Here is a 24,822-nt window from a genome sequence, read left to right as displayed (position 1 = left end):
CTGGGAACGGTAGCCATCCAGTGTGAGACTACGGATCTCCGAGCCGTCCATGAAGATTTCTCCCTCACTGGGCTCCTGTAGGCCCATGAGGGTTTTCAGCAGCGTCGTCTTGCCACAGCCGGAAGGACCAACAATGGCTACGCTCTGTCCGGCAGGAATGTCGAAGGACAGGTTCCGGAAAATCCAAGGCCCGTCAGGGCTGTAGCGTACGGAGAGATTGCGGACTGCCAGAGTACCGCGGCCTGTTTCGTCAGAGGATGGCGGAGGCAGCAGGAGCCCCTGGGGCTCGGGGTCACTCATGACGATATCCGAGAGGCGATCCGTCTGGATACTCAGCATCCTGAGCTTGAAGCCAGTATTGATGAGGCTGCTAACCCGGCCGGCAAACTGGTCCTTGTAGGATAGGAACGCGACAAGCATGCCGACGGACATATGTCCGCGCATGACCATATTGGCCCCTAGGACCAGCATGATCAGACGGTCTGCTCCGAAGATCATATCGGCAAGGCGACCAAAGATCAGATCGAAGCGCTGGAGCCGCAGATGAATGTTCATCGAATCAATGACGCTGTTCAGCCAGGCTGTCTTGCGGCGCTCCCGGAGGTTCAGAAGCTTTACGGTGGCGATGTTGCGTAGCGTTTCGATGAAATACGTCTGGCTTTTTGCTTCCTGTACGACGACTTCTTCCGATGCGCGGCGATAGGTTCCGTAAGTCGTCAGGCGTAGAAGGATATCGAGTCCCATGGCGATGCAGGCAATGGCTCCCAGCCAGCCACCATAAAGGAATAGCATCACGCCCATCCCGACAGCCATGATACCGTCCAAGATGGACTGCACGAGACCGGTGGTCAGGGTGTGCTGAATGGCGGAGAGCGCACCGAAGCGGGAAATGACGTCTCCGATATGGCGGCGCGTGAAATAGTCCAGTGGCAGACGTGTCAAATGCTCAAAAAGCGAGCCGTTCCATTTTAAAGAGACCCTGCTTCCAAACATAACCACGGCCCAACTCCGGACAGTGGCCACCAGCATCTGGAGCAACAGGAGCACGACCATGGCGCAGGCGACAGTCGTGAGAAGATCGCGGTCTCCTGTGACAAGCACTTCATCAATGATGATCTGGCTGACCATCGGTGAGAACAGTGCAATGACTTCCAGCCCCAGGGACAGCGCAAACAGATAAGCTAGTGCGGGTTTGAGGCCCGAAACATGGCGGAACATGTCCCTGAGCCGAAGGGTTTTTCGTTCGTCCTTCTGTTCGAACCTTTCGGTGGGTGTAGCTTCAAGGGCCACTCCGGTAAATTCCCGAGATAACTCTTCTTCCTGGATGAGCCGACGCCCCCGGGCGGGATCGTGAATGACAACCGCCTTTGACTTTCGCTCCACCAGCACCACGAAATGGTTCAGGCTCCAGTGCAACACACAGGGCATTGTCAGTTTGTCGAGCTCTTCGAGGTCCACCCTGACGGCGCGGCTGCCGAGACCGACACGGTTTGCGATCCCGACAAGATCCCGAAGAGTAGCACCTTGGGAAGACGAGCCCTGCTGCCTCCGAAACGTGGCAATATCAATCGGGTGACCGTGGTATCCCATGATCATGGCGAGACAGGCCAGGCCGCACTCGGCCGCTTCGGACTGAAGAACAACCGGCACACGGCGGCCGAAACCGAACTGGAGATCACGGAGCATCCAATGATTCCTTATCTCGGACCAAGGGTCGTGGTGGTCAGGTTATTGCGGACGCTGATGACGGGATCCAAGAGCCATTCCCAGAGACGCCGGCAATCTGTTGCAATATCGGCAGACACTGTCATGCCCGCTTCCAGCGGGCGCTGTCTTCCATAGGTCTCGACATAGGTCTGATCGGGTGCGACCCGAATGCGGTAAATATCGTGAGACGGGGGCTTGCTCTGGTCTCCGGACATCTGGGCAATCCGGTTGTCCTGCTGATTGTTGCTTACGACAGGAGCATGCGTGATCTCTACAATATGACCATGATGCAGGCCGAATTTCTGATACGGAAACGCATCGTAACGTAGGAGAACAGGTTCGTTTTCTTTAAGAAATCCGATCGAGGCGCTGCTGACGTAGAGTTCGATCTGCAGAGCCCCGTCTGTTGGCAGAAGAGTCACTAGGGGTGTGCCCGCTGCGACCTGTTCTCCGAGATATCCTCGGACGCCGGTCAGGATCCCATCTTCCGGCGCAAGAACAATGGTGCTGCGACGGCCTTCGTTTTCGGCAGTCTGCTGGTCAATGGCGGCAATCTGCTTGTCCAGTTCGTTCAGATCGTGGGCAAGTTCGCTATCAAACCGCGCGAGCTTGGAAGTCAGCTCAGAGATCCTGCTTTCTGTTGAGGTACGGCTTTGCAGAGCTTGTGAGTGTGAGTTCAAAAGCTGGGCAAAGGTATAAAGCTGACTCTGGAATTGCGTTTCCGTGATTAAATGATTGTTCTGCGCGCTTCCCATCCTTGCCAGCGCTTTGTGGACCAAAGGTAAGACGCGCTCATCATTTGCAAGCTGGGCCGAGATCTGCACACGCTGGCGGGCCAGGAACTGGGTCTGATTCAGGATGGCTTGATGCTCGATGGGTGCGGATTTTTCGCGTAAAGCCCGCTGGTTTTCCAGAAGCGTCTTCTGGCACAGAAGGTCTGCGATAACCTGCTTCTGTGTTGGTCCCGCTAGAGATGTTGTCTCTAGGTCTTCCACAAAAATCACGTCACCTTTTCGGACATGCTGCCCTTCTGTTGCGCGGAGTTCGGAAATCGTACCTGAATAAATAGAACCTAGCGTTAGGATTCCGCTCTTTGGCACGACCTGTCCAGTTGCATGCACGCGTCGAGTATAAACACCAAGTGTTAGTAGGATCGCTACTCCTATGGAAAGTATTCCACATCCCCAAGCCACAATCCGAACTGGTAAGGGTTGGCTTAATTGAACATGTCCTAGCCACGCGTCTCCACGAGCAACAAAGACCTCTCGACGGAATAGAATATTTACCAAGGATCAGCGTCCCATCCAGCGGATTAAATAGTCAGAAATACAATACAAAAATAACAAACAGGCATTTCATATTGACATGTTATTATATTTGTTACAACACCCCGTTGAAAGGGGCTCATGAAAAGGCAGTCTATTAATGGATTAGTTTTATGCAATTTAAGACATAAGTAGACGATTCTAGGGTCTGGGCAGTACACGTATCCTAAATAACCCACAATCAATTAAGTAGTTACATAAAAATAACAGTCAACACCAAACATAAACCAGAAACTAATTTAACCACCACCGAAAACATAACCCCTTATTTTCTTGTTGTTTAATTTTCCGTGGAACTATCTAATAAGTAACGTTATGTTGCGAGTACGCCTGTCGAATTGGAGTACACCTATGAAATATAAAATATTAGGCTATCTACTCATAATGAGTGTGTGTATGACAACTTATACAGATGCATATGCAGATAATTGCATAATTCATACGTTGGGCCCAGTAAATATGTTAGGATCTGGCGTTCCCATAATTATAGAAGCCAAACTTAACAATAAAGAAGTTGGATTTATTATAAATACCACTCTTCCAAAGAGTGTAATATATAGAAATTATGAAAATGATAGAGACGTTCACGTCGAGCATGCAACAGACAGTATCTTTGGGTTGGGCGGGTTTAGTAACGAAAAAAAAATATGGGCTTGGAAACTAAGGATAGGAACTGCAGAGGTAGAAAAAGCCCAATTTGAAGAGGCTGATGAAAAAGATGAGTCGATTGGTCCTGTTCCTATTGTAGGAGAGATTGGAAATGATATTCTAAGCTTGTATGACTTAGATATAAATATACCCAAGAAGATAATTTCGTTTTATCAGACGGAAGGCTGCGGTTCGGCCCCTCCTATGTGGAAAGGAAAAATATGGGCAGTACCTACCTCCTATCGGACGCCTCCATTGAGTGGTAGACTTGTTTCCAGTGTTGAAGATAATATTATCCAAAGCGGATACAATGGAAACAAAATAAAAATAGAAATGAAAATAGGAGGAATAAAATCAACCGGAGTTCTTGATACATCCTCAGCGAACACATCGGTTTCAGATAAATATAAGCCGAACCAATATAATGTATTTAGATCTTATAAATATTATAAAAATGGGATAGTAACTAGTGGACGAAATAAATTTATTGCCGATCTATCGATTGGCCCCCTAGAGATGCTGGGGGAAACTATATATTTAGATAATAGTTACGACCATGAAAATGTTATCGGCGCGGATTTTCTGAAATATATGGAGGTTTGGATTCCGGCGGAAGGGGGAGAAATATACATTACGAATATTGTTTCTAAATAGGGGGTGATACATAAAAAAAGGCACAGATGGAGGGTTCGAAAAACCTTCTGGATTTGAGGGTTCCTCTGTGATTCCATCTCTCCTGCGTTGATTGGGGATGATGGCAGATGAAGCAGCCTGGTTTCTTTGATGTTGAAGAGCGGCTGGCCCGGTTAAGCGGGCTTGGCGATCAGCTTGAGGCATTTTCCCGGACTGTGGATTTTGAGGTGTTCCGCCCTGATCTGGAGAAGGCTCTGGCCTATTCAGATGGGAGCAAAGGTGGACGACCGCCGTTTGATCCCGTGTTGATGTTCAAGATTCTGGTGATCCAGACGCTGAACAATCTGTCCGACGAGCGAACGGAATATTTGATCAACGACCGCCTGTCCTTCATGCGTTTCCTCGGTTTGGGACTGTCGGACCGGGTACCTGATGCCAAAACGGTCTGGCTGTTCCGTGAGCGTCTGGCCCAGGCGGGAGCTATTGAAAGACTGTTTGACCGGTTTGATGCCACTCTGCGGACCGCCGGTTATCTGCCAATGTCCGGCCAGATCCTGGATGCGACATTGGTAGCCGCCCCAAAGCAGCGCAATACGAACGCTGAGAAAGCTGACCTCCGGGCAGGGCGTATTCCTGAAGATTGGCAGGACAAACCCGCAAAGCTGTCGCATAAGGACCGTCATGCGCGCTGGACACTGAAGTTTACCAAAGCGAAGCGGCAGGATGACGGGACGATCCCAGCCACGGACCTCGCCATTCCGTTCTTTGGCTACAAGTCCCATGTTTCCATCGACCGGAAGTTCCGGTTCATCCGGAAATGGAAGACAACGGATGCTGCTGCCAGTGATGGTGCCAGACTGCGCGAGGGCCTTCTGGATAAAACCAATACGGCCTCAAGCGTCTGGGCTGATACAGCGTATCGCTCGAAAGCCAATGAGGACTTCATGGACAAAGAGGGTTTCGTCTCGAAAATTCACAGGAAGAAGCCGCATCTCAAACCCATGTCACTCTATATCCAGCGGTCCAATGCAGGGAAATCAGTGATCCGCTAGCGCGTCGAGCATGTCTTTGCCGATTAGAAATCGCAGATGGGTCTGTTCGTCCGAACCGTGGGTATTACCCGGGCCAACATGAGGATCGGGCCGGCCAATATTGTCTACAACATGCGCCGCTTCCTCTTCCTCGAGAGGTTGAACGCGAGCGCGTAGCCATCCCACTGGCGATAGCCCGCGATCCGCTCAAAACGCAGAGCGAAAACGAACCCCGGAAACCGTCAATCGGCACGCCACAACCCTGAAATCACGAACCAGGCACATCAATCAAGGGTTCTTCGATCCCTCCACGTTTTAGAATGTCGGTCTAATTTAACCAGTGTCCGTTTTATGAACGTAGAAGTGCGATACGGATGTCTGAGAAGTAGGCGACTACAGCCTGTCCGCTGCCATTAGTTGCGCAGACAGACTGTTTAGCGGGCGACTGCCGCCTGTCTGCCTTGTTTTTTTGAGTCGACAGACGGTCAATTATGTCGAGTAAAAACTCATTCATGAACGCGTCTCTCATCCGGACAGCACAGGCCTGATCCCTCCATGTGCACAGCAGATCCACACTGAAGAACTGGAGGCGTCTGGACTGTGAGCGTGCCTCCAAAGGAACGTCCGCTAACATGACTAAGCTGAAGGCCTTTCTGGGCCGATAACCGAACATGTCTCAAGGTCATGTGCCGGCCTCGGTTTTTGAGACATCTGGTTGGAGCCTAAGCGGCGAGAGCCGCGGTGGAAAGAGCCCTGGCGCGCACGGCGTTCGGGGAGATGAAACCGTGCCGTTCAATGAGCCTGGTTTCGTTGTAAAGATCGCGGAATTCCAGCAGGGCTTGTCGGAGTTTTTCGACGTTTTCGAAGTTCTGGACCCAAAGCAGGTTCTCCTTGAGTGTCCGGATGAAGCGTTCGGCGCATCCATTGCCCTCGGGAGCGCGGACGAACGCCGGCGTGCTTTCGATGCCCAGGAAGCGGATCTCAGCCTGGAAATCATCGGACATATACTGGCTGCCGTGATCGTGGCGCAGGAACAGGCCGGTCGCGACCTTCTTGGCGAAGGCGCCGAAGCAGCGGCGCACGCCCTGTCGTACTCCAGCGCCTCGAAGCGGGTGCCGCGTCGGGCGGCATGGATGCTCGTGCATTCGCCGCTGTGATGGTCGATGGCAATGAAGACGGCGGCCTGTCCTTCCTGCGTCCATGTCGTGGTCATGTCGGTGCCCCACATGACGTCGATCGCGTCCGGGATGATCGTGCCATCATGGTTGCGCGGTCCCTTCGGTGTGCCCGTCCGCGAGGGGGCGAGGAGATCGTTTTCACGCATCAGGCGCAGTGTCCGGCGGCGGGACGTGCGCACGCCCGCGACGCGCAGTCTTACCCAGACCTTGCGGTGTCCCTCACCATGAAACGGGCTGGCCGTGATGATCGCACGGATGCGCCCGACCAATTCGGCGTCCGGCATGGGGCCTGTCGGGTCGCGCCGCCGCAAAGCTGGTTTCACCTCCATGGGCGTCCCGCGGCGATAGAGTGTCGCCCGACTGATGTTCCAGACCCGGCAGACCGCCGCCAGTCCATAGGGGCGACCGGAAGAGGGGGAGACCGCCGCACTCATGGCCGCAGCCTCCGACGGGCCAAAGGGCGGCCAGTCTCCAGGGCCGCGATCTTTTCACGCAGCAGTTCACGCTCGATCATGACCTCACCAAGCTTTGCCTTGAGGCGATCGCTCTCCAGCGTCTCGCCGTCGGTCTGACGTGTCGCAAGACTGGCCTCGCCCCCGGAAAGGAAGGCGTTCTGCCATTCGCTCAGGGTTGCAGCCGTTACGCCCAGGTCGCGCGAGACCATCTCCAGGTCCTCACCGCGCAGCAGACGAAGCACGGCCTCCTTCTTGCGGCGGCGTGACATCCGTCCGCCATGCCCCGGTCGTTTCGCGTCGTTCTTCAGGTCGTTCGTCATCGTGACACCTCCGCACGTGTCTCACGTGCTTATCGGCTGTCTCAAAAACCGGGAGGCGGGAGAGTCAGCCCCTCAACCGCTGCCTCGGGCAAACCTAACCCAACGCCGGCTGTCTTGGCATTTATCGCAGTCAGATCTGTTATGGTCACATCATGAATATGCGGGGTCGTTGATGTTACTGGAGCAACGGGATCGGTCATCGAGACAGTCTGCTGCACGAGGCCGGGTTGCGGATCGTGAGATGATCGATCCTGATCTGGCTGGACTCCCTGACAACGACCATCCACATTGGAGAATTGGTCGCCGTAATACCTGAGATACGTCCATGTTGCACATGCGAAAACTCAATCAGCCAAGGACGTGGCAGACCAAAACGTTACTGACATTGCCACTGCACGATCGCGCATATCGTCTCTATCCGCGCTTCGGTGGTGCGGCTTCCCCAGGTTCACGAGAGGGCAAAGCAGGGGCTCATCACACCGCTGATCGAGATTTTTCGTGCAAATGGGACCTGCGCCTCTGTGGGAGATGGGAGCAATTTCTGGCCTGCAGCGCATCTGCTCGACGTTGCCCGTCTTTATAGGCTGGCCATCGAGAAGAGGGCGACGGGTGCTGCGTGCGGCGATCCGGAGTGGTGTGGAGCGCGTGGTGATGACGTCGTCTGTGGCGGCCGCAAGCCGAAGGGTCGGTAGCCCGGACTGCGAATGCGACGAGACGGTGTGGACCGATCCGGATCCCTCTGGTGTGGACGCCTATACACGCTCATATCCGGATCAGACGATCAATGTAGTCTTCCTCCACCTCTTGCTGGCGCTATTTACCCAGCCCATATTCCTGCCGTCGTCCGACACTGCTTAACAGACACGGAGGATTCCAAAATGCATTTTTCTCGTATGTTTCAGGCTGGCGTCTTTGTTGCTACACTGGCCTGCGGCGCGGCTGCCCTGCCTGCGCAGGCTCAGGATACGTTGCGCGTCGTTGATGCACGGGGACACCAGGTCGGTATCCTGGTCCCAGTCCAGGGCATCGCGACGACAGCGGCCATGTCTGATATCGACATGTTCGACGCCGTTAATCGCATGATGGCACGCAATATGGCTCTCATGGAGGCGGTCGATCGGACATTGGGCTCGCGGCTGGGCGGTGCCCTGCGCGCCGTTCCGGCTGTTGGTCATGATCTCCCGAAACAGAGCATGTCCTGGCAGCGTTTCGAGGCGGTCAGCACCGGTGGCCCCATCGCCTGTACGCAGACGATCACGATCACATCAGACGGTCAGGCGGCGCCAATCGTTCATGTGTCACGCACCGGAAGCAACGCCTGTGCGGCGCTCGCTGCGCAGATGACAGTTGACAAGCTCGGAGATCAAAAGGCTGGTTCGACGGCTCTGACGCCCGCCGTCGAGACGCTGACGGAAGTCCCGACGAACGGACACGCTGGAAGCGCTCTGTAAGACAGGTGGTGGCCGGAAAACCCTGGGCCACCATTATAGAAGGAAAATATATTGATTTTCTGCGATCATCGCTATGATATTTGACTAGGTTTCGTGGACAAAGGGTATCCACTGGAGGACTGACACGAGATTGACAAAGCCGAGGTAAGATTCCTTGGTTTTGTCGTATCGGGTTGCGATGCGCCGCCAGTTCTTGAGCTTGTTGAACAGACGCTCGACGAGGTTGCGCCAGCGGTATTTTTCGCGGTCGTGCGCGATGGGCTTGCGCCGGTTGCTCTTGGCGGGGATGACCGCTTCGACGTCGGCTTTCGTCAGTTCCTCACGGATGGCGTCGGCGTCATAGCCCTTGTCGGCCAGCAGCGCCTCAATCTTGTCTGCGATCATGCGGAACAACGGACCGAAGCCCTGGATGTCGTGGGTCTGCCCTGGTGTCAGAACAAATCCGAGCGGGCAGCCTTTGGCATCGCATCGGGCGTGGAGTTTGGTGCTGAAGCCACCGCGCGATCGGCCAAGCGCCTCGGTCTCCTGATCCCCTTTTTTATGCCGACGGCACAATGATGTGCCCGGACCACGGTGCTGTCGATCATGTCGGCGGTGGCGTCGCGCTCCACCATTTCAGCCAGCGTTTCCAGCATCGCGTCGAACACGCCAGTTGTAACCCAGCGCCGATAACAGCGGAACACGCTGTTCCACTTGCCGTATTCGTCTGGCAGGTGTCGCCACTGCGAGCCTGTCCGCGCAATCCACATCATGCCTTCGAAAGAGAGGCGGTTATCCTGCGCCGGCCGGCAAGCTCGACCATGTTCATACGGCAGAAGTGCACCGATGATCGCCCACTCGTCGTCCGCCAGTCCAATCCGCTCGCCCAACGCGGCCTCCAAAAGACAGCCTTGAATCAAGACATGGGTCCACTGTCAATCTTTGTCCACGAAACCTAATATAAACACCTCCATGTAATTTCCACCCGCAACACCGCCACAGAAAATAAATACAAATAAAAATAATAAACTTATTCATGAAAAAGAATCTACATTTCGTGCCCTCTTGACGAGGCAGGCATCTCTTCCAATCTTGCTTTCGCCGGACGCCATCGGGTCCGGCATAGGCTCTGTGAGCCAGACAACTGGAGTCCATGTTGCTTTAATCGGAGGATGTGGATGTCGACACTGAAAGGACTTTATTCCCGCTATCGCCGCTCCTTGCGCACAGCCGCCCGGAGATGGCGCAACCGACTGGAGGGAGGCGTATCATGGTAACGCGCCCCCTTTTTGGAGACGATCCGCTAGCTCCGCGTGTCCTCTCCGTGCTCCGCCGCCTCGGTCATGACGGACGTGGCGTGACGCTGACGTCTCTGGTGGCCCATACCGGTATACCGGGGATCAGACTTCGCGCCACGCTGGAACGTCTGGTCCAGGCGGGCGCGGTCGCCCCTGCCGGGTGTGATCCCCTGGCGTCTGATCTCGCGTTCCGTCTCCTCCTGCGGACAAGAGCCGCACCGCCAATTCCGGTCGCGGCGTAAGGCACCGACCGCGCCGGGTAGATCAGAAACGCCTTCTCCGAGCGGAAATGCCATCTTCCCTAGAACGACCGCAGGAATGAGAGGGTAGAGCGGGGCCTTCCAGCGGAGGTCCCGCGTTTCTGAAGATGACGTCAAAAGCAGCGAGAACAGGGAGATGTCGAGTTTTATCCATTTTCTCAACCTGAAGGCGCTTCAGGACTATTGGAATAACCATCCCCCCGTGCCCCGTTCACGGGGGGCAATGCGGCCAGTTTGGTCGCACTCCGCGGGAAAGACGGAGCGAGCGGAACAGACGGCCAAGCAACCTCGGCACCTTCGGCAGAGGGAGAGGCCACATGTCGCTGTCGGTCTCATCCTCATGCTGCTGGTCGGAATGGTCTCGCCGACATCAGCTCATGCGCCGCAGGGTATGCTGTCGTGCGAGACAGAAAAGCAGCCGGTAAACATTCCATCCATGCCACTGGCCCGCGCCATCGAGATATTGAGCCGGCAGACCGGGTGCCCGGTCCTTATCGACCCGATCCTTATGGACGGCAGGACCTCGGCAGCCGTCAAGGGCGCCTATACGCCTCAGGTCGCCCTCCTGCATCTGTTCGGTTCCGTGCATATCGACGTCACCGCCACTGTTTCTGGCTTGAGCGTCAGTCCTCTGGATGCGACGGCTCTGACATCGGGTAACACGCGGTCCGGCCTGAGGAGTGCACCATGACTCTTCACACGGACAGGCCGAACAAAATTATGTCGCTTCCGACCGTTCAGATCAGCACAGAACTGGCGATCCTGCTTGCCTACTATCTCAGCTACGAGGAAAAAGACCGCGGATACGGCGGCCTCATGCGTCGGGCGGCTGACCATCTGATTTACCACCTGGTATCTCGCTGGAGAACCGCGCCAGACCCGGAAGCGACGACCGTCGCCGTGGTCCAAAAACTCCTGCCTGTCGCTGACCGCACGCACATGGCCAAGGCCTTGGGCTAGTCGTTGGGAGACCTCGAAAATCAACTGACATTGGCCTTGCCAAAAGGCGTGCGAGACCTTGCCCGAACATTGTCCTGTCGCCTGCCACGCTGGCAGCGGCTTTGAACCGGATGTACGCCGGAAGGGCCACGACGTAGGAACTATAACTCAATTCATAGATGGGAAAACGGCTATGGAAGACCTCTCCATGAAACGTTCCTGGCAGAGCAGGGACTGCTCCCACTTCATCAAGCTGTTCAGGGGCCTGACATTCTACGAGCGTTTTGAACAGGCGATCATTCTGACCCTGATTGCGCTCATCATGCTGGTCACCGCCATCGCGACGATTCATCTGATCGGCGCGGTATGGCATCTGGTCGTCGATGTCGGAATCGATCCGATCAACCAGACGATCTTCCAGGCGATTTTTGGCGCGATCTTTACTGTTATCATCGCCCTTGAATTCAAACACTCCCTGCTGGTCGTTCTTGCCCAGCATGAGAACGTCATCCGGGTACGGACCATCGTTCTGATCGCCCTCCTGGCGATTGCCCGCAAATTCATCCTGCTGGATCTGCATGATGTGACTGCCATGGAACTGTTCGCTCTCTCGGCGGCTGTTCTGGCGCTGGGTACCGTCTACTGGCTGGTCCGCGAGCAGGATGCGCGTGTCGCGCGCGATGCCAGGGAACAGGCGCATCTCGAAGATAATCCTGCGGCCCGCTGTGAGCCTGAACGGTCTTCATCCTGAAGAATCGAAGTAAAGGCGGTCTATAACGCCGCCTTTACTCAATCCCCACTATGTCTCGTGCGATGAGGACGTCTTATTCGCCGTCTCTGGCCCTGACGGTGCCAGATGATCTGTGTCGATGGGCCGGAACGGCGGAATGGGTTGTCCGGGAGAGTAGACCGGCCCCTTGTAGTTCTGATCCAACTGGCTTGCGTTCAAGCTGTCGACCAGCATATCACCTGTGCCGTCTTCGTAATGAGTGGGAGCCCCGGTTTTGGGGATTGTGGACGTTCCCTCAGTCGCCCTTGCATCGAACGATGTTGCAGTCGTCCGGACAACATCACCAGCATGTGCGCCCGGCTGGCTCAGTAGAGACAAGCTCAGAGCAGCGCACGACAGAAATATTTTCATCCTCTTCATGCTCATGACCTTTCGAGATTCTCCCTCGGCCGGATGAATGGCCGGGGGAGAGTTTTCGTCACGCCATCAGGCTGCCTCTTTCCGCGCCTCAATCTGGGGCACGGCTTCCTCCGCACGTGCTGTAGAGGACGTAATCGCGATACGACGCGGCTTCATCGCTTCGGGTATCTCACGTTTCAGAGTAATGGACAGAAGTCCGTTCTCGAAGTGCGCATCGGTGACTTTCATATGCTCGGCCAGATCGAAGCGGCGTTCGAATTCTCTGCCCGCAATACCCCGATGGAGATATTCGGCGGCGCTTTGCGGCTCCGGCGCCTTTCGTCCTGTCACGACAAGAGTATTGCGCTCCTGTGTGATCGTAAGGTCGGCCTCGGCAAGTCCGGCAACCGCCATGTCGATCCGGTAATCATCCTCACCGGTCTTGACGATATCGTAAGGCGGCCAGTTATCGACCGCCGGAATCCGGCTGGCGAGATCAAGGGCGTTGAGCATTCTGTCAAAACCCACGCTCGAACGGAACAGGGGAGCAAAATCAACGGTGGCTCTCATAGCCATATCCTCCTTTGAGCAACATGGACACAAGATCAAAACTGATAGTTCTGTCTGCCGCCCCCTTCGGCGGCCGGCAGACTCAATCTGGGCACTCCGTGCATGGTGTCAAGAGGTATCAAAAATGCAGAAAGGCAGGTTTGGGCGTCCTCAATCGTTCGCGTGTTCAGAGTGGACCAGAACAATGCCTGATAGCATCGGATGGAAGTTGCTGGCCGCGGCATTCGCCGCAACCATGCTGAGTGCCGCTCCGGCGGAGGCCTGGCCGTGGATTTATGCTGGACCACCAATTGTCGTTCCACCACCAGTCCTGGTCGCGCCGCTAGCTGTCAGTTGGGGTGGACGGTCTCCTTCAGAAGGTTTATCAACCGCCGGTATGGCACATCAATGCCGCAAGGAGGCCTTCCACCCCATCTGACATGTCTTGTTCTATGATACGTTCTCAGAAGGGGCTGCTTTTATGCAGCCGAGCGGAGAATGCACTCGGGTGGGAGGAAACTCCATCAGCTCATGGTGATTGCGGACTGTCCGCTTAGGAGCTTGGCGAATGGGGGCTTGTATGTCCGGGATGTAGGCGAAAACAGTCTGTCTGCTTGTCACGCCCTAAGCAGACTTGCCGGTTTCGCCTCATGTCGGACATAAAGAAGGTCGATATGCCCCCTCGCAAAGCGGACGCGCTTCATTGCGAAAGGCAGCCGGAAAGGGAGCATAGAGTCGTCAAATTTGTAAACGATTTAGTTATCTCATGTTGTATAAGGAATGAACCTCGAAGAGGATCTCAGAACCAAAAGCATAAATTTTCTTTGAAAAGAAGAAAAATAGTGCCTTGTGAGGAGAGAAATATTGGATGAAACCTCATTTAGCAATACACTTCCCCATTCGTCCGGACGATATCTCATAATGTTTGAAAATATACTCGTAATTAAAAAATGAACGGAAATTTCAGGTAGAATGATTGGGAAAAATGGATTTTCAACAAACCATAACTTTCCTCTGAGATCGGTATAAATAATCGCGTTTAGCTTAGATGAACTGGCAGCTGGAACCGTCACAATTGTTTTTCCAAACCGCTCAGTTACTTGAAATCCCTTGAAGGATTGCTCGATTGACGCACTTGATGGGCGCGTTTCGCCATTTCCGATCTGGAATTCCCAAGTAACACTACGAATATTGTTTGTGCTTGAAATTTCTAACGGAAAGCAACGGCTTGGATTGCCAGTAGTTAGCTGATAGTACTCAGACATCTCAGGTATCATGCTAAGTAAAGTGCCTAAACTTACATTGAACCTATTTTCGTAGAAGCTCATCAGAGAATTGGAGCAATCTATATTAAAAGAAATCCCAGGAGTTTTAACTAAATGAGTTGGAAATGAACTAACTAAGTCACTAAAAGTGCCACGAGCACTGTCGCCGCCAAATTGCGCCTGTATAGTGGCTGGAAGATATGACATTCCATGAGATCCGGGCAACATATCTTTTCTATAACGAAAAGGACTATTTAAAATAATTACGCCATATGTGTAAGCCGTCAATGAATAGAAAAAATTAAGCGGTTTAACCATCAAAGATCCACTTCTCCCCGAAAGGAAAAGTTCTCGCCCTTGGTTAAAACAATTTTTTATCTTCCCGGCTTCTTCCGCCGATATCCCCGCGTTTGAACTGCTGCCAACTGATGCTTTTCTGATTCTATATAGCTCTCTGATTTCAGCAATATTCTCCAAACTCTCGGCCAACTCAAGAGTCGCATCGTCAAAATCAAGTGGTTCAATTGGTAGTAAACTTAATGGATCTTCGCGAGAGAGACGCTTTTTAATTTCATTATGCAGGAGATAGGTATTCTTGGAGGGCAAGAGAGCAGGATCTTTGAGATCAGGCAGAGCGTTTACAACTTCGAATTTGTGCAAACCGCCGTATTCTTTTTGCTTGTCTTTATCCAAAGCTTTCCATTCGCCTAGGATACTTTCCTTTTTTTGAAGGAGGGCATTGTAATCGGGATCCATGGAAAACATTGCCTGATTAGATGCGGTTATATGCGCAAGGTTGTCCTGAGCAATTTCTTCAAGCATTTGGGGGGAGCACTCCAATATTCGGCCGTGTCGACGGTCAGCGGGGTTAAGACTTATTATCTATGGTAGGCTAGGCCTTTCGCCGTAACGTCTGAAAGACAACAACAGGCGTATAACTGTCGTGACCTTTAATGCACTAATGACCGCTTTCTATCAATCGTGTCCGAAAGCAGACCTTCCGCTTCCCCCCCCCTAACCGGCGGTCTGCTTAATGAATCTGAAGCAGACCGGCGACAGTCGCCCTCATCTTGGCCATTAAGGCCGAACGCGTGTCGTCCCGAAGCCAGCCTTTGAGCCGGCCGCTTCTGTCCCATTATTCCATGTCGAGCAGCGCATTTCGGGAAACGCAATCGGGGCAGGTTTCGGGAAACACGAGCCGTTTGAAGCATCGACACGACGGCGAGCCGGCCCGCCTTCCGTTAGACGTTCCTTTTCAGGAAGAGGCCTTAGGGTTAAAGCACCACGATGACGATCATGTTCGCCATGCTGCTAGGTTCAGTTGCAGCGGGCGCGCAGGCCCTAACACCGCAACCTCGGCCCAGTGAGAGTACAGTAATGACGGACGCCGTAAACGTAGTTGCCGTGGACCACACAGGTTTCGCTGTATCGTCTTTGGACGAAGCCATTCGGTTCTGGACGGGAGCGCTCGGTTTCACACTTGAGCGGCAATCGGAAATGGGAGGTGACTTCCTGCATCAGGTGACGGGCGTCGATGACCCGAGTGTGAGAACGGCGATCGTCAAGGCACCAGACGGCTACGTGGTCGAACTGTTGCAATATTCAAACGGGCGCCAGAACGGGGCGGTGCCCAACAGCGCGGGATCGATCGGAGCAGCCCACTTGGCTCTGACTGTGAAGGATATTCATGCAGCAATTGCCCGCGTCGAGGCAGCAGGATGGAAGGCCAAGGGTAGTGCGCTGTCGATCCCTGGTGGTCCACGGAAGGGAACTTTGGTGGCCTACGTTTCAGGCCCCGATCATATCACAATAGAGCTTATGCAGCCGACAGCCCGTTAATAGGTCTGCAGAAGCTTTCCCGCTTCGCAATTTTTTCGGAAAAGCGTGCGTCGCTTGCCATGGCAGCTATAGCCATTTGCCCGCCCGAAACCAGACCGTCAGCAATCCCCCAATGTCGGCCGCGAGCCTCAGAATAGTTACAGACCTGCGTGATTTGAAATGTCTCTCGCAAAGAGGGCCAGAGACGATCGGACTGTCTTTCCGGCAGCAGACGTTATCCTTGCATGAGCGTCTGTGGAACACGCCTCGAAAAGACTTTTTTGGGTCTTTTTTTGTGCCCCAACCTATGTCCGATAAAGTAAATTAACGGACATAGGGGGTGGAGAGGGGGCAGTTTTTTCAAAAAAACCGAGAATAACCTGGAGGGATCGAAGAACCGTCAATTGATGTGCGTGGCCCGTGATTTCTGGGTTTTGGCGATTTGATTGACGGTTTTTGCGATGGCATCTGGTCTGCGTTTTGAGCAGATCGGGAGTTTCCCCGCGCTGGATGGCTACGCTCTCGCGTTCAATCTCTCCAGGAAGAGGAAGCGACGCATGTTGTAGACAATATTGGCCAGGCCGATCCGCATGGTGGCCCGGGTGATACTGACAGTTCGAACGAACAGACCCATTTGCGATTTCTGGTCAGCAAAGACATGCTCGACGCGGGATCGGATCACGGACTTTCCTGCATTGGACCGCTGGATATGGAGTGGCATGGGTTTGAGATGCGGCTTTTTCCTGTGAACCTTCGAGACAAAGCCCTGCTTTTCCATGAAGTCTTCATTGGCTTTTGAGCGATAGGCCGTGTCAGCCCAGACACTTGAGGCCGTATTGGTTTTATTCAGCAGCCCCTCTCGCAATCGCGCACCATCCCTGGCAGCAGCATCCGTCGTCTTCCATTTCCGGATGAACCGGAACTTCCGGTCGATGGAGACGTGGGATTTGTAGCCAAAGAACGGAATGGCCAGATCTGTTACGGGCATACTCCCGTCATCCTGCCGCTTCGCCTTCGTGAACTTCAGTGTCCAGCGCGCATGACGATCCTTGTGCGACAGCTTTGACGGCTTGTCCTGCCAGCCTTCAGGAATACGTCCTTCCCGTAGGGCGGCTTTCTCGGCGTTCGTATTGCGCTGCTTTGGAGCAGCCACCAATGTGGCATCCAGGATCTGGCCCGACATCGGCAGATAGCCCGCGTTCCGCAGGGTCGCATCAAAGCGGTCAAACAGTCTTTCAATGGCCCCTGCCTGTGTCAGGCGTTCACGGAACAGCCAGAGTGTTTTGGCATCAGGAACTCGATCTGAAAGTCCCAGACCAAGGAAGCGCATGAACGACAGGCGGTCGTTGATGAGATACTCCGTCCGTTCATCGGACAAATTGTTGAGCGTCTGGATCACCAGGATCTTGAACATCAACACGGGATCAAATGGCGGTCGCCCGCCTTTACTGCCGTCTGAGTAGGCCAGAGCCTGCTCCAGATCAGGGCGGAACACTTCAAAATCCACAGTCCGGGAAAACGCTTCGAGCTGATCACCAAGCCCGCTCAGCCGAGCGAGCCGCTCTTCAACGTCAAAGAAACCCAGCTGCTTCATAACGCCATTCCCTCAGTCAGAACCAGACGAATGGAATCACAGAGCAACCCTTAAAACCAGAGGGTTTTTCGAACCCTCCAGGTGGACGTGTGGCGCGGGAACTGACGGCTCTGGTGGAACAATATGGCAAACCCCTCATGATTGTCAGCTACAACGGTACGGAGTTCACATCTCACGCCATCCTGAAATGGGCGGATGAGATGAAGGTTGAATGGCATTATATCGCACCGGGGAAACCGCAGCAAAACGGGTTTGTCGAAAGTTTCAACGGTCGGTTGAGGGATGAATGCCTCAACGAGACGCTGTACACGTCTCTCAGCCATGCCCGACAGGTTTTGGCTGACTGGCGGGAAGACTACAATACGGTGCGTTCCCATTCCCAACTGGATGGCAGGACACCGGATCAGATCGCCAGACAAGGGTCTCGGGGGTATGCCCCCCGAGACCCTTGTCATCCCATCAACCCAAAGCCATAAAAAACCGGAACTCTCCTTTTGAGTGGATACAAAAGGGGGGGCACGTCACGGGACACATCTATTCCAATAACGGTTTGCGCAGACATATCACGCTCTCTTTCTTATGTTCGCGGTCCCGAAAGCGGGCCGCCGTCAACTGTTCGAGGCAGTGAAGAGAGGCGAGACCAGCCTACTAGAAAATGTGGTCAGCATAACAGGCTGGCAACACATAAGGTTTTTTAATCCTTGGTTTTGATGGTTTGATATTTTCACGAAAGTGGAATGGAAGCTGGGAATTCCTCGAACATCGCCTGACGAAACCTAATCATCCTTGGACGAACGGACAGGTTGAACGGATGAACCGGACAATTAAGGAAGTAACCTTCAAACGCTTTCGTTACGGCAGGCACGAGCAGTTGAAAACATACCTCAACGACCTCAGAGCCAGAAAGAACCATTATCAATCCTACCCACCAAACCCCAGAACCAAACAGCTCGCTACATACGCGGTTATGGCATTACAAAACGGATCGTGATGGTAAATAAGTATTCCAATTCACACGGACCGCGAAGCCATGGCCATTTTATTTTTATTGCCTTTCCGGAGTATATCGATTTGAAAAAATGTCAGATCCTGGGTGTTCCCACACAAAGTGGGACATCCGAAAGAGGATGCATCATGGGCCCGACAGCCTTCCGCATAGCCGGTCTTCCGGAGATCCTGCAGGACCTTGGATGGACGGTGACGGATGTGGGAGATGCCGTGCCTACAGAAATGCCAGACGTAAGCCATTCCAACCCCGCTGTGCGCAATCTGGATGCGATCATCGCCTGGACCAAGAGTGTGAGCGAGCGGGCCTATGAAATGGCCAAAGCCTGCGATTTTCCTATCTTCCTGGGTGGCGATCACTCCATGTCAGCCGGAACAGTCTCCGGTGTCGCCCGTCACTCACAGGATCTGGATCAGCCGCAGTTCGTCCTGTGGCTAGACGCACATACAGATCTGCACACCCTTCACACGACGACCAGCGGTAATCTGCACGGCACACCTGTCGCTTACTTCACAGGTCAGTCGGGTTTCGAAGGCTTCCCAGCTCCTGCCGCCCCCGTTGATCCCCGCAACATGTGCATGATGGGCATTCGTTCGGTCGATCAGGCTGAAAAACGCCATGTCGCGGAAATCGGGATTACGGTTTTCGACATGCGCGCGATCGACGAGCAGGGAATTGTCGCTCCGCTTAACAGCTTTCTGGACCGCGTCCGGGCTGCCAACGGGCGCCTGCATGTGAGCCTTGATGTCGATTTCCTTGATCCGGACATTGCTCCTGCCGTTGGCACGACGGTGTGCGGCGGGGCAACGTTCCGCGAAGCACACCTCATCATGGAAATTCTTCATGACAGTGGCCTCGTGACGTCGCTGGATCTGGCGGAACTCAACCCTTTCCTTGATGTCCGCGCAAAGACCGCCCTGCTCATGACCGATCTGGCCGCCAGCCTCTTCGGCCGCCGTGTTCTCGAACGTAAAACAAGGACCTATTGAGATGCCTTTTTCTGCTCCCGCCCCCTCACATCTCGCCTTTGTGCCGTTCGTCTCGGTCCAGAACATGATGGCGCTCGTCCATACGATCGGGATTGATACCTTTCTGCGCGAACTTGGAGAATATCTGGAAGCTGACTTCAAACGCTGGTCTGAATTCGACAAAACCCCGCGTGTAGCCGCTCACTCCGCCGAAGGCGTCATCGAACTGATGCCCACGAGCGACAGCAGCCTGTACGGCTTCAAATACGTCAACGGCCATCCGAAGAACATGAAAGAGGGGCTTCAGACCGTAACCGCCTTTGGCATGCTGGCAGATGTCGCATCTGGCTACCCGGTGCTGCTGTCTGAAATGACGCTGCTGACCGCGCTTCGCACGGCCGCAACGTCCGCCATGGCAGCAAAATATCTGGCTCCGGCCAACGCCAAGACAATGGCCATCATCGGAAACGGCGCACAGTCTGAATTCCAGGCCATGGCCTTTCGCGAAATAGTCGGCATTCAGGCGCTGCGTCTGTATGATTTGGACCGGGCAGCTTCGGAAAAATGTGCCCGTAACCTGAGCGGACAGGGCTTTGACATTACAATCTGCAAGACGAGTGAGGAGGCGGTTGAAGGCGCGGACATCATCACGACCGTGACAGCGGACAAGCAGTGCGCGACGATCCTGTCCGACAATATGGTCGGTGCTGGCATTCATATTAACGCCGTTGGTGGCGACTGCCCGGGCAAGACAGAACTTCAGCGCGATATTCTGCTGCGTTCCACGATTTTTGCGGAATATCCGCCTCAAACGCGAATTGAAGGTGAAATCCAGCAGCTTCCGGAAGACCATCCTGTCACGGAACTGTGGCAGGTCATTAACGGTGAGGCCAAAGGCCGCGCCAGTGACAGCCAGATCACGCTGTTTGATTCCGTAGGTTTCGCAATCGAGGACTTCTCCGCCCTGCGCTATGTTCGCGACAAGCTGGAAGCAACCGGTCTGTACGAAAAGCTCGATATGGTGGCCGATCCTGATGATCCGCGCGATCTGTTCGGGATGCTTCAGCGCTCCAAGGGCACGGACACGCCCTGAAACACTGTACTGGCTGCCCTTTTGCGAGGCAGCCAGTACAAACCTCCTTACAGACCGCCCTGCTCGACGATGAAACGGGCGATTTCGGGCACGCCTTCGCCAGCGCGGATATTGGCGAAAACGAACGGCCGCGCACCGCGCATCTTTTTGCTGTCGCGGTCCATCACGCCCAGATCGGCACCGACATAGGGTGCGAGATCGATCTTGTTGATGACCAGAAGGTCGCTCCGGGTAATGCCGGGGCCGCCCTTGCGGGGGATTTTGTCGCCGGCCGAGACGTCGATCACATAGATCGTCAGATCCGCCAGGTCGGGGCTGAAGGTCGCGGCCAGATTGTCGCCGCCGCTTTCCACCAGCACCAGATCCAGCCCCTCGAAGCGTTCCGTCAGTTCGGCGATGCCCGACAGATTGATGCTGGCGTCTTCGCGGATGGCCGTATGGGGGCAGCCGCCCGTTTCGATCCCTTTGATCCGTTCCGGCGGGAGGGAGCCCGCGCGAGTCAGGAACTCGGCGTCTTCGCGCGTGTAGATGTCGTTCGTTATGGCGGCGATATTGTACTCGTCGCGAAACGTCCGGCACAGCGCATCCATTAGAGCAGTCTTGCCCGTCCCCACCGGTCCGCCGATGCCAACCCGGAGCGGGCCGTGTTTTGCTTTTGTCATGTTCTGAACAACCTCGTTGTCTGGGTTTCGTGATGCATGGCCGCGAGGTCGGAGCGGAAGCACGCGCCTCCGACATCGTCCAGGGTCCGGTATTCCGTAACACTCACGGCGCGTGAGAGACGCGGTTCCAGCCGGGCCAGAGCGTGCAGGCCGTCTGTCTGCCCGAGCGGCACCAGACGCACTGCCGCGGAGACAAGAGCGGCGATGGTGGCGTATCCACCCGACAGCAGCGCCTGCTCCCGCGTGATGCCGCCGCGCCGGAAGACCAGCCCCTGCGCGACCGGAAGCGGCCAGCGCGTGCCACGCAGTTCGGACGGATCGGGCGTGACCGGCCAGACGGACGCGGCCTTGAGGAAGGCTTCCCCCTGATAGACTGTTTCGTCGTATCGCTCCCGCGAGGAGGCGCAGGCGCAGGCAAATTCCGCCAGAACGCGCAGGCGGGGCATATCGTGCGCGGCGCTCCAGGCTTCCTGAAGGATGATCAGGTCGCTGCCCGGTGCGCCATGCTCTAGCAGGCAGCCGATCCAGTCGCAGAGTGTGGCGACATCCGTGACGTCTCCGCTTTCCACCGCCCATTCCAGACCATGACTGTAGGCGTATCCGCCCGTTGGAAAGGCTGGCGACACCCATGACAGGAGGCGCAGGAAGGCGGCGCCTGTCTGCGGGAGCGGGGTGTCAGTCATGCGTGTGGTGATGGTGCCCGTCCCCGTGGGGGTGCGGTTCGTGGCCGCCCGCGCGGGAGGCATAGGCCCCGCTTTCCGGGTCGAACGGGGCTTCCACTCGGCGCACATGGCCGCCCAGACCGTGGATCATGTCGGCGATGACGTGATCGTAGCGTACGAGGATGCGATGTTTGGCAATCGCGGCGGGCAGGTGACGGTTGCCCAGATGCCATGCGAGCTGAAGCAGTTGTAGGGGGCTGTGGGCCGTGACTTCCATCAGCTCTTCGGGCAGGGCTTCCACGCGGATGATTCGGCCATCCTCCAGACGCAGCCCCTCCCCGGCCTGAAGCAGGCGGGCATGTTCCAGCTCCAGCCGGATTTTCTCGCCGTTTTGCAGGGTCAGCATCATCCGGCGACGGTGCCGACCTTCATAATCGGCGGCGAAGGTGCCGCTGGCCTCGGTTTCGGGCCAGCTTCCGGCGGGAAGGATATCCAGGATTTGGGTCATCAGAACAGGAAATACCTCTGGGCCATGGGCAGGACTTCGGCGGGCTCGCAGGTCAGGAGCACGCCATCGGCCCGCACTTCATAGGTTTCGGGATCGACTTCGATATGGGGCATGGCGTCGTTATGGATCATGCTGCGCTTGCCGATCCCGCCGCGCACGTTCGAGACAGCCGAGAGCGGCCGGCGCAGACCCAGCTTTTTGCCGATATCGTCTTCCAGCGCGGCCTGTGACACGAAAGTCAGGCTGGTATGGGTCAGCGCGCCGCCATAGCCGCCGAACATCATCCGGCCATGCACGGGCTGCGGCGTTGGGATCGAGGCGTTGGGATCGCCCATCATCGCATACACGATGGCCCCGCCCTTGATGACCAGATCGGGTTTGACACCGAAGAAGGCGGCCTCCCACAGGACCAGATCCGCCAGCTTACCAACTTCAACGGACCCGACCTCGTGGGACAGTCCATGGGAGATCGCGGGATTGATGGTGTATTTGGCGATATAACGCTTCACGCGGGCATTGTCCGCCGCGCCATCCCCCAGAAGTGCGCCGCGCTGGACCTTCATCTTATGCGCCGTCTGCCAGGTCCGCAGCGGAACCTCACCCACACGTCCCATGGCCTGACTGTCTGATGACATCATCGACAGCACACCCATGTCATGAAAGATGTCCTCCGCAGCAATCGTCTCGCGACGGATGCGGCTTTCGGCAAAGGCAATGTCTTCCGGCACCCGCTGGTCCAGGTGATGGCAGACCATCAGCATGTCCAGATGTTCGTCCAGCGTGTTGACGGTGAAGGGGCGCGTGGGGTTGGTCGAGGACGGCAGGACGTTGGGCAGGCCTGCCACGCGGATGATGTCCGGCGCATGGCCTCCGCCCGCGCCTTCCGTATGGAACGCATGAATCGTACGGCCCTGAAAGGCGGCAATCGTATCTTCGACGAAGCCGCTTTCGTTCAGCGTATCGGTATGGATCATAACCTGCACGTCCATGCGGTCCGCAACGCTCAGGCAGCAGTCGATGGCAGCAGGAGTGGAGCCCCAGTCCTCATGCAGTTTCAGGCAGCAGGCCCCGGCCCGCACCATTTCTTCCAGCCCGTCCGGGCGGGAGGCGTTGCCTTTGCCCGCGAACGCCAGATTGACCGGGAAGGCTTCCGCCGCCTGAAGCATCCGCGCCAGATGCCAGGGGCCGGGTGTGCAAGTCGTGGCGGCGGTGCCGGTGGCGGGGCCGGTTCCACCCCCGAGCATGGTCGTGATACCCGATGCGAGCGCTTCCTCGATCTGCTGCGGGCAGATGAAGTGGATATGGCTGTCGATCCCGCCGGCGGTCAGGATCTTGCCCTCGCCCGCGATGATTTCGGTGCCCGGACCAATGATAATATCCACACCCGGCTGGATGTCGGGATTGCCAGCCTTACCGATAGCCGCGATCCGCCCGTCCCGGATGGAAACGTCCGCCTTGACGATACCCCAGTGGTCGATAATCACCACATTTGTAATGACCGTATCCCCAGCGCCCTCGGCCCGTGTGACCTGCGACTGGGCCATTCCGTCACGAATGGTCTTGCCCCCGCCGAAACGGACTTCCTCGCCATAGATCGTGTAGTCGAGCTCGATTTCCACGAGCAGTGCGGTATCGGCGAGACGCAGCCTGTCCCCGACCGTGGGGCCGAACTGTCCGGCATAGTCGTGTCTGGAAAGACGCATCATTGATCCACACTTCCCATGACATCCCCACGGAATCCGACAACGCGCCGCAGTCCTCGTAAAGGAACAAGTGTGACTTCCCGATCCTGCCCCGGTTCAAAACGGATCGCCCCACCAGATGGCACATCGAGGCGCCAGCCCCGTGCCTGCGTTCGATCGAATTTCAGCGCCGGATTGACCTCGGCAAAATGATAGTGACTTCCAACCTGCACCGGTCGGTCGCCCGTGTTCGTCACCAGAAGCGTCTGGCGGGGCTGTCCTTCATTAAGAACAATCTCGCCTTCGGCTGGCAGGACTTCTCCCGGTATGGCACCGGCTGCGAGGGATTCAACGTATCGGGTCATGAACGGTCACCAGCTTCGTGCCATCGGGGAAAGTCGCTTCCACCTGCACATCGTGAATCATTTCAGCCACGCCCTGCATGACCTGCTCGCGTGTCAGAACACGGCCCCCACTGGCCATGAGTTCAGCAACACTCCGGCCATCCCGAGCACCCTCAACAACGTGATCGGTAATGAGGGCAATCGCTTCCGGATAATTAAGCACGACACCGCGTTCCAGCCGCCGACGCGCGACGTTTGCCGCCATCGCCACCAGCAGCTTGTCCTTTTCCCGGGGGGTAAGTTTCATGTCCTGCTCCG

The 24,822-nt window shown here is 55.6% G+C and carries 20 protein-coding genes and 5 pseudogenes; 12 read left to right on the top strand and 13 right to left on the bottom strand.

All coding sequences use genetic code 11. The features are described 5' to 3' along the window. Both GFJ39_RS08875 and GFJ39_RS08870 read right to left on the bottom strand, forming a co-directional pair. On the bottom strand, positions 1–1,686 hold a 1,686-nt coding region (locus tag GFJ39_RS08875; RefSeq protein WP_153430988.1), incomplete at its 3' end, for a peptidase domain-containing ABC transporter. An 11-nt stretch (positions 1,687–1,697) separates the two neighbouring features. After that, positions 1,698–2,807 carry an HlyD family secretion protein gene (locus GFJ39_RS08870; RefSeq protein ID WP_325062894.1) on the bottom strand — a complete coding sequence of 370 codons (1,110 nt, stop codon included), beginning with the start codon at positions 2,805–2,807 and terminating at the stop codon, positions 1,698–1,700. 621 nt (positions 2,808–3,428) lie between these two features. Between GFJ39_RS08870 and GFJ39_RS08865 the strand changes: the two genes are divergently transcribed. Together GFJ39_RS08865 and GFJ39_RS08860 are read left to right on the top strand one after the other, a co-directional pair. Then, the gene (locus tag GFJ39_RS08865; protein WP_153430986.1) at positions 3,429–4,334 is read left to right on the top strand and encodes a hypothetical protein; all 906 of its coding nucleotides are present in this window, start codon (positions 3,429–3,431) and stop codon (positions 4,332–4,334) included. Positions 4,335–4,441: 107 nt separating this feature from the next. Then, positions 4,442–5,521, top strand: a pseudogene (locus GFJ39_RS08860) (IS5 family transposase). 545 nt (positions 5,522–6,066) lie between these two features. Here GFJ39_RS08860 and GFJ39_RS08855 read toward each other — a convergent pair. Beyond that, a pseudogene (locus GFJ39_RS08855) lies at positions 6,067–7,297 on the bottom strand (IS3 family transposase). An 878-nt stretch (positions 7,298–8,175) separates the two neighbouring features. Between GFJ39_RS08855 and GFJ39_RS08845 the strand changes: the two are divergent. Continuing rightward, on the top strand, positions 8,176–8,748 hold the full coding sequence (locus GFJ39_RS08845; protein WP_153430985.1) for a hypothetical protein: 573 nt from the start codon (positions 8,176–8,178) through the stop codon (positions 8,746–8,748). A gap of 87 nt (positions 8,749–8,835) precedes the next feature. On the opposite strand, the pseudogene GFJ39_RS08840 reads toward GFJ39_RS08845, so the two are convergent. Next, positions 8,836–9,660, bottom strand: a pseudogene (locus GFJ39_RS08840) (IS5 family transposase); the annotation flags it as partial. A 337-nt stretch (positions 9,661–9,997) separates the two neighbouring features. Between GFJ39_RS08840 and GFJ39_RS08835 the strand changes: the two are divergent. From GFJ39_RS08835 to GFJ39_RS08820, 4 genes are all read left to right on the top strand, one after another. Next, positions 9,998–10,267: a hypothetical protein gene (locus GFJ39_RS08835; protein WP_153430984.1), complete on the top strand. Its 270-nt coding sequence runs from the start codon at positions 9,998–10,000 to the stop codon at positions 10,265–10,267. Positions 10,268–10,625: 358 nt separating this feature from the next. Further along, a complete protein-coding gene (locus GFJ39_RS14245; RefSeq protein WP_228391870.1) occupies positions 10,626–10,976 on the top strand; it encodes a hypothetical protein in 351 nt (116 codons plus the stop codon). Beyond that, entirely contained in the window at positions 10,973–11,245 is a 273-nt protein-coding gene (locus tag GFJ39_RS08825) for a hypothetical protein (protein ID WP_228391869.1), read from the top strand. Before GFJ39_RS14245 ends, GFJ39_RS08825 begins: the two co-directional genes overlap by 4 nt. A 172-nt stretch (positions 11,246–11,417) precedes the next feature. Further along, positions 11,418–11,975, top strand: coding sequence for a phosphate-starvation-inducible PsiE family protein (locus tag GFJ39_RS08820; RefSeq protein WP_153430982.1), 558 nt, complete (start codon positions 11,418–11,420; stop codon positions 11,973–11,975). Positions 11,976–12,440: 465 nt separating this feature from the next. Here GFJ39_RS08820 and GFJ39_RS08810 read toward each other — a convergent pair whose 3' ends face one another. Further along, the gene (locus GFJ39_RS08810) at positions 12,441–12,923 is read right to left on the bottom strand and encodes an Hsp20 family protein (protein WP_003618820.1); all 483 of its coding nucleotides are present in this window, start codon (positions 12,921–12,923) and stop codon (positions 12,441–12,443) included. A gap of 743 nt (positions 12,924–13,666) precedes the next feature. Next, on the bottom strand, positions 13,667–14,989 hold the full coding sequence (locus tag GFJ39_RS08805) for a YaaC family protein (protein WP_153430980.1): 1,323 nt from the start codon (positions 14,987–14,989) through the stop codon (positions 13,667–13,669). A gap of 465 nt (positions 14,990–15,454) precedes the next feature. Here GFJ39_RS08805 and GFJ39_RS08800 point away from each other — a divergent pair, with 465 nt between their 5' ends. After that, positions 15,455–16,006: a VOC family protein gene (locus tag GFJ39_RS08800; protein ID WP_153430979.1), complete on the top strand. Its 552-nt coding sequence runs from the start codon at positions 15,455–15,457 to the stop codon at positions 16,004–16,006. A 493-nt stretch (positions 16,007–16,499) separates the two neighbouring features. Here GFJ39_RS08800 and GFJ39_RS08795 read toward each other — a convergent pair whose 3' ends face one another. Continuing rightward, a complete protein-coding gene (locus tag GFJ39_RS08795; RefSeq protein WP_153430978.1) occupies positions 16,500–17,579 on the bottom strand; it encodes an IS5 family transposase in 1,080 nt (359 codons plus the stop codon). A gap of 80 nt (positions 17,580–17,659) precedes the next feature. On the opposite strand from GFJ39_RS08795, the pseudogene GFJ39_RS08790 reads away from it, so the two are divergent. The 4 genes and pseudogenes from GFJ39_RS08790 to GFJ39_RS08775 all read left to right on the top strand — a co-directional run. After that, a pseudogene (locus tag GFJ39_RS08790) lies at positions 17,660–18,055 on the top strand (integrase core domain-containing protein); the annotation flags it as partial. A 278-nt stretch (positions 18,056–18,333) separates the two neighbouring features. Continuing rightward, positions 18,334–18,471, top strand: a pseudogene (locus GFJ39_RS14525) (IS481 family transposase); the annotation flags it as partial. Between the two features lie 179 nt (positions 18,472–18,650). Continuing rightward, positions 18,651–19,574: an arginase gene (rocF, locus tag GFJ39_RS08780; protein WP_153430976.1), complete on the top strand. Its 924-nt coding sequence runs from the start codon at positions 18,651–18,653 to the stop codon at positions 19,572–19,574. A 1-nt stretch (position 19,575) separates the two neighbouring features. Next, the gene (locus GFJ39_RS08775; RefSeq protein WP_153430975.1) at positions 19,576–20,646 is read left to right on the top strand and encodes an ornithine cyclodeaminase; all 1,071 of its coding nucleotides are present in this window, start codon (positions 19,576–19,578) and stop codon (positions 20,644–20,646) included. A 47-nt stretch (positions 20,647–20,693) separates the two neighbouring features. Here GFJ39_RS08775 and ureG read toward each other — a convergent pair whose 3' ends face one another. The 6 genes from ureG to GFJ39_RS08745 are packed head-to-tail and all read right to left on the bottom strand — an operon-like array spanning position 20,694 to position 24,811. Then, on the bottom strand, positions 20,694–21,308 hold the full coding sequence (ureG, locus tag GFJ39_RS08770) for an urease accessory protein UreG (protein WP_153430974.1): 615 nt from the start codon (positions 21,306–21,308) through the stop codon (positions 20,694–20,696). Beyond that, positions 21,305–21,991: an urease accessory protein UreF gene (locus GFJ39_RS08765; RefSeq protein WP_153430994.1), complete on the bottom strand. Its 687-nt coding sequence runs from the start codon at positions 21,989–21,991 to the stop codon at positions 21,305–21,307. The genes ureG and GFJ39_RS08765 overlap by 4 nt, the downstream gene beginning before the upstream one ends. Beyond that, positions 21,984–22,478: an urease accessory protein UreE gene (locus GFJ39_RS08760; protein WP_153430973.1), complete on the bottom strand. Its 495-nt coding sequence runs from the start codon at positions 22,476–22,478 to the stop codon at positions 21,984–21,986. The genes GFJ39_RS08765 and GFJ39_RS08760 overlap by 8 nt, the downstream gene beginning before the upstream one ends. Then, a complete protein-coding gene (ureC, locus tag GFJ39_RS08755) occupies positions 22,478–24,184 on the bottom strand; it encodes an urease subunit alpha (protein WP_153430972.1) in 1,707 nt (568 codons plus the stop codon). Before ureC ends, GFJ39_RS08760 begins: the two co-directional genes overlap by 1 nt. After that, positions 24,181–24,525 (bottom strand): urease subunit beta, encoded by a 345-nt coding sequence (locus GFJ39_RS08750; RefSeq protein WP_153430971.1) that lies wholly within the window; start codon positions 24,523–24,525, stop codon positions 24,181–24,183. The genes ureC and GFJ39_RS08750 overlap by 4 nt, the downstream gene beginning before the upstream one ends. Then, positions 24,509–24,811, bottom strand: coding sequence for an urease subunit gamma (locus tag GFJ39_RS08745; protein ID WP_153430970.1), 303 nt, complete (start codon positions 24,809–24,811; stop codon positions 24,509–24,511). Before GFJ39_RS08745 ends, GFJ39_RS08750 begins: the two co-directional genes overlap by 17 nt. Positions 24,812–24,822: the final 11 nt, after the last annotated feature.

Source organism: Gluconobacter aidae (assembly GCF_009547075.1).
In the GTDB taxonomy this organism is placed as follows: domain Bacteria; phylum Pseudomonadota; class Alphaproteobacteria; order Acetobacterales; family Acetobacteraceae; genus Gluconobacter; species Gluconobacter aidae.
This window is presented reverse-complemented; position numbering and strand designations above follow the sequence as displayed.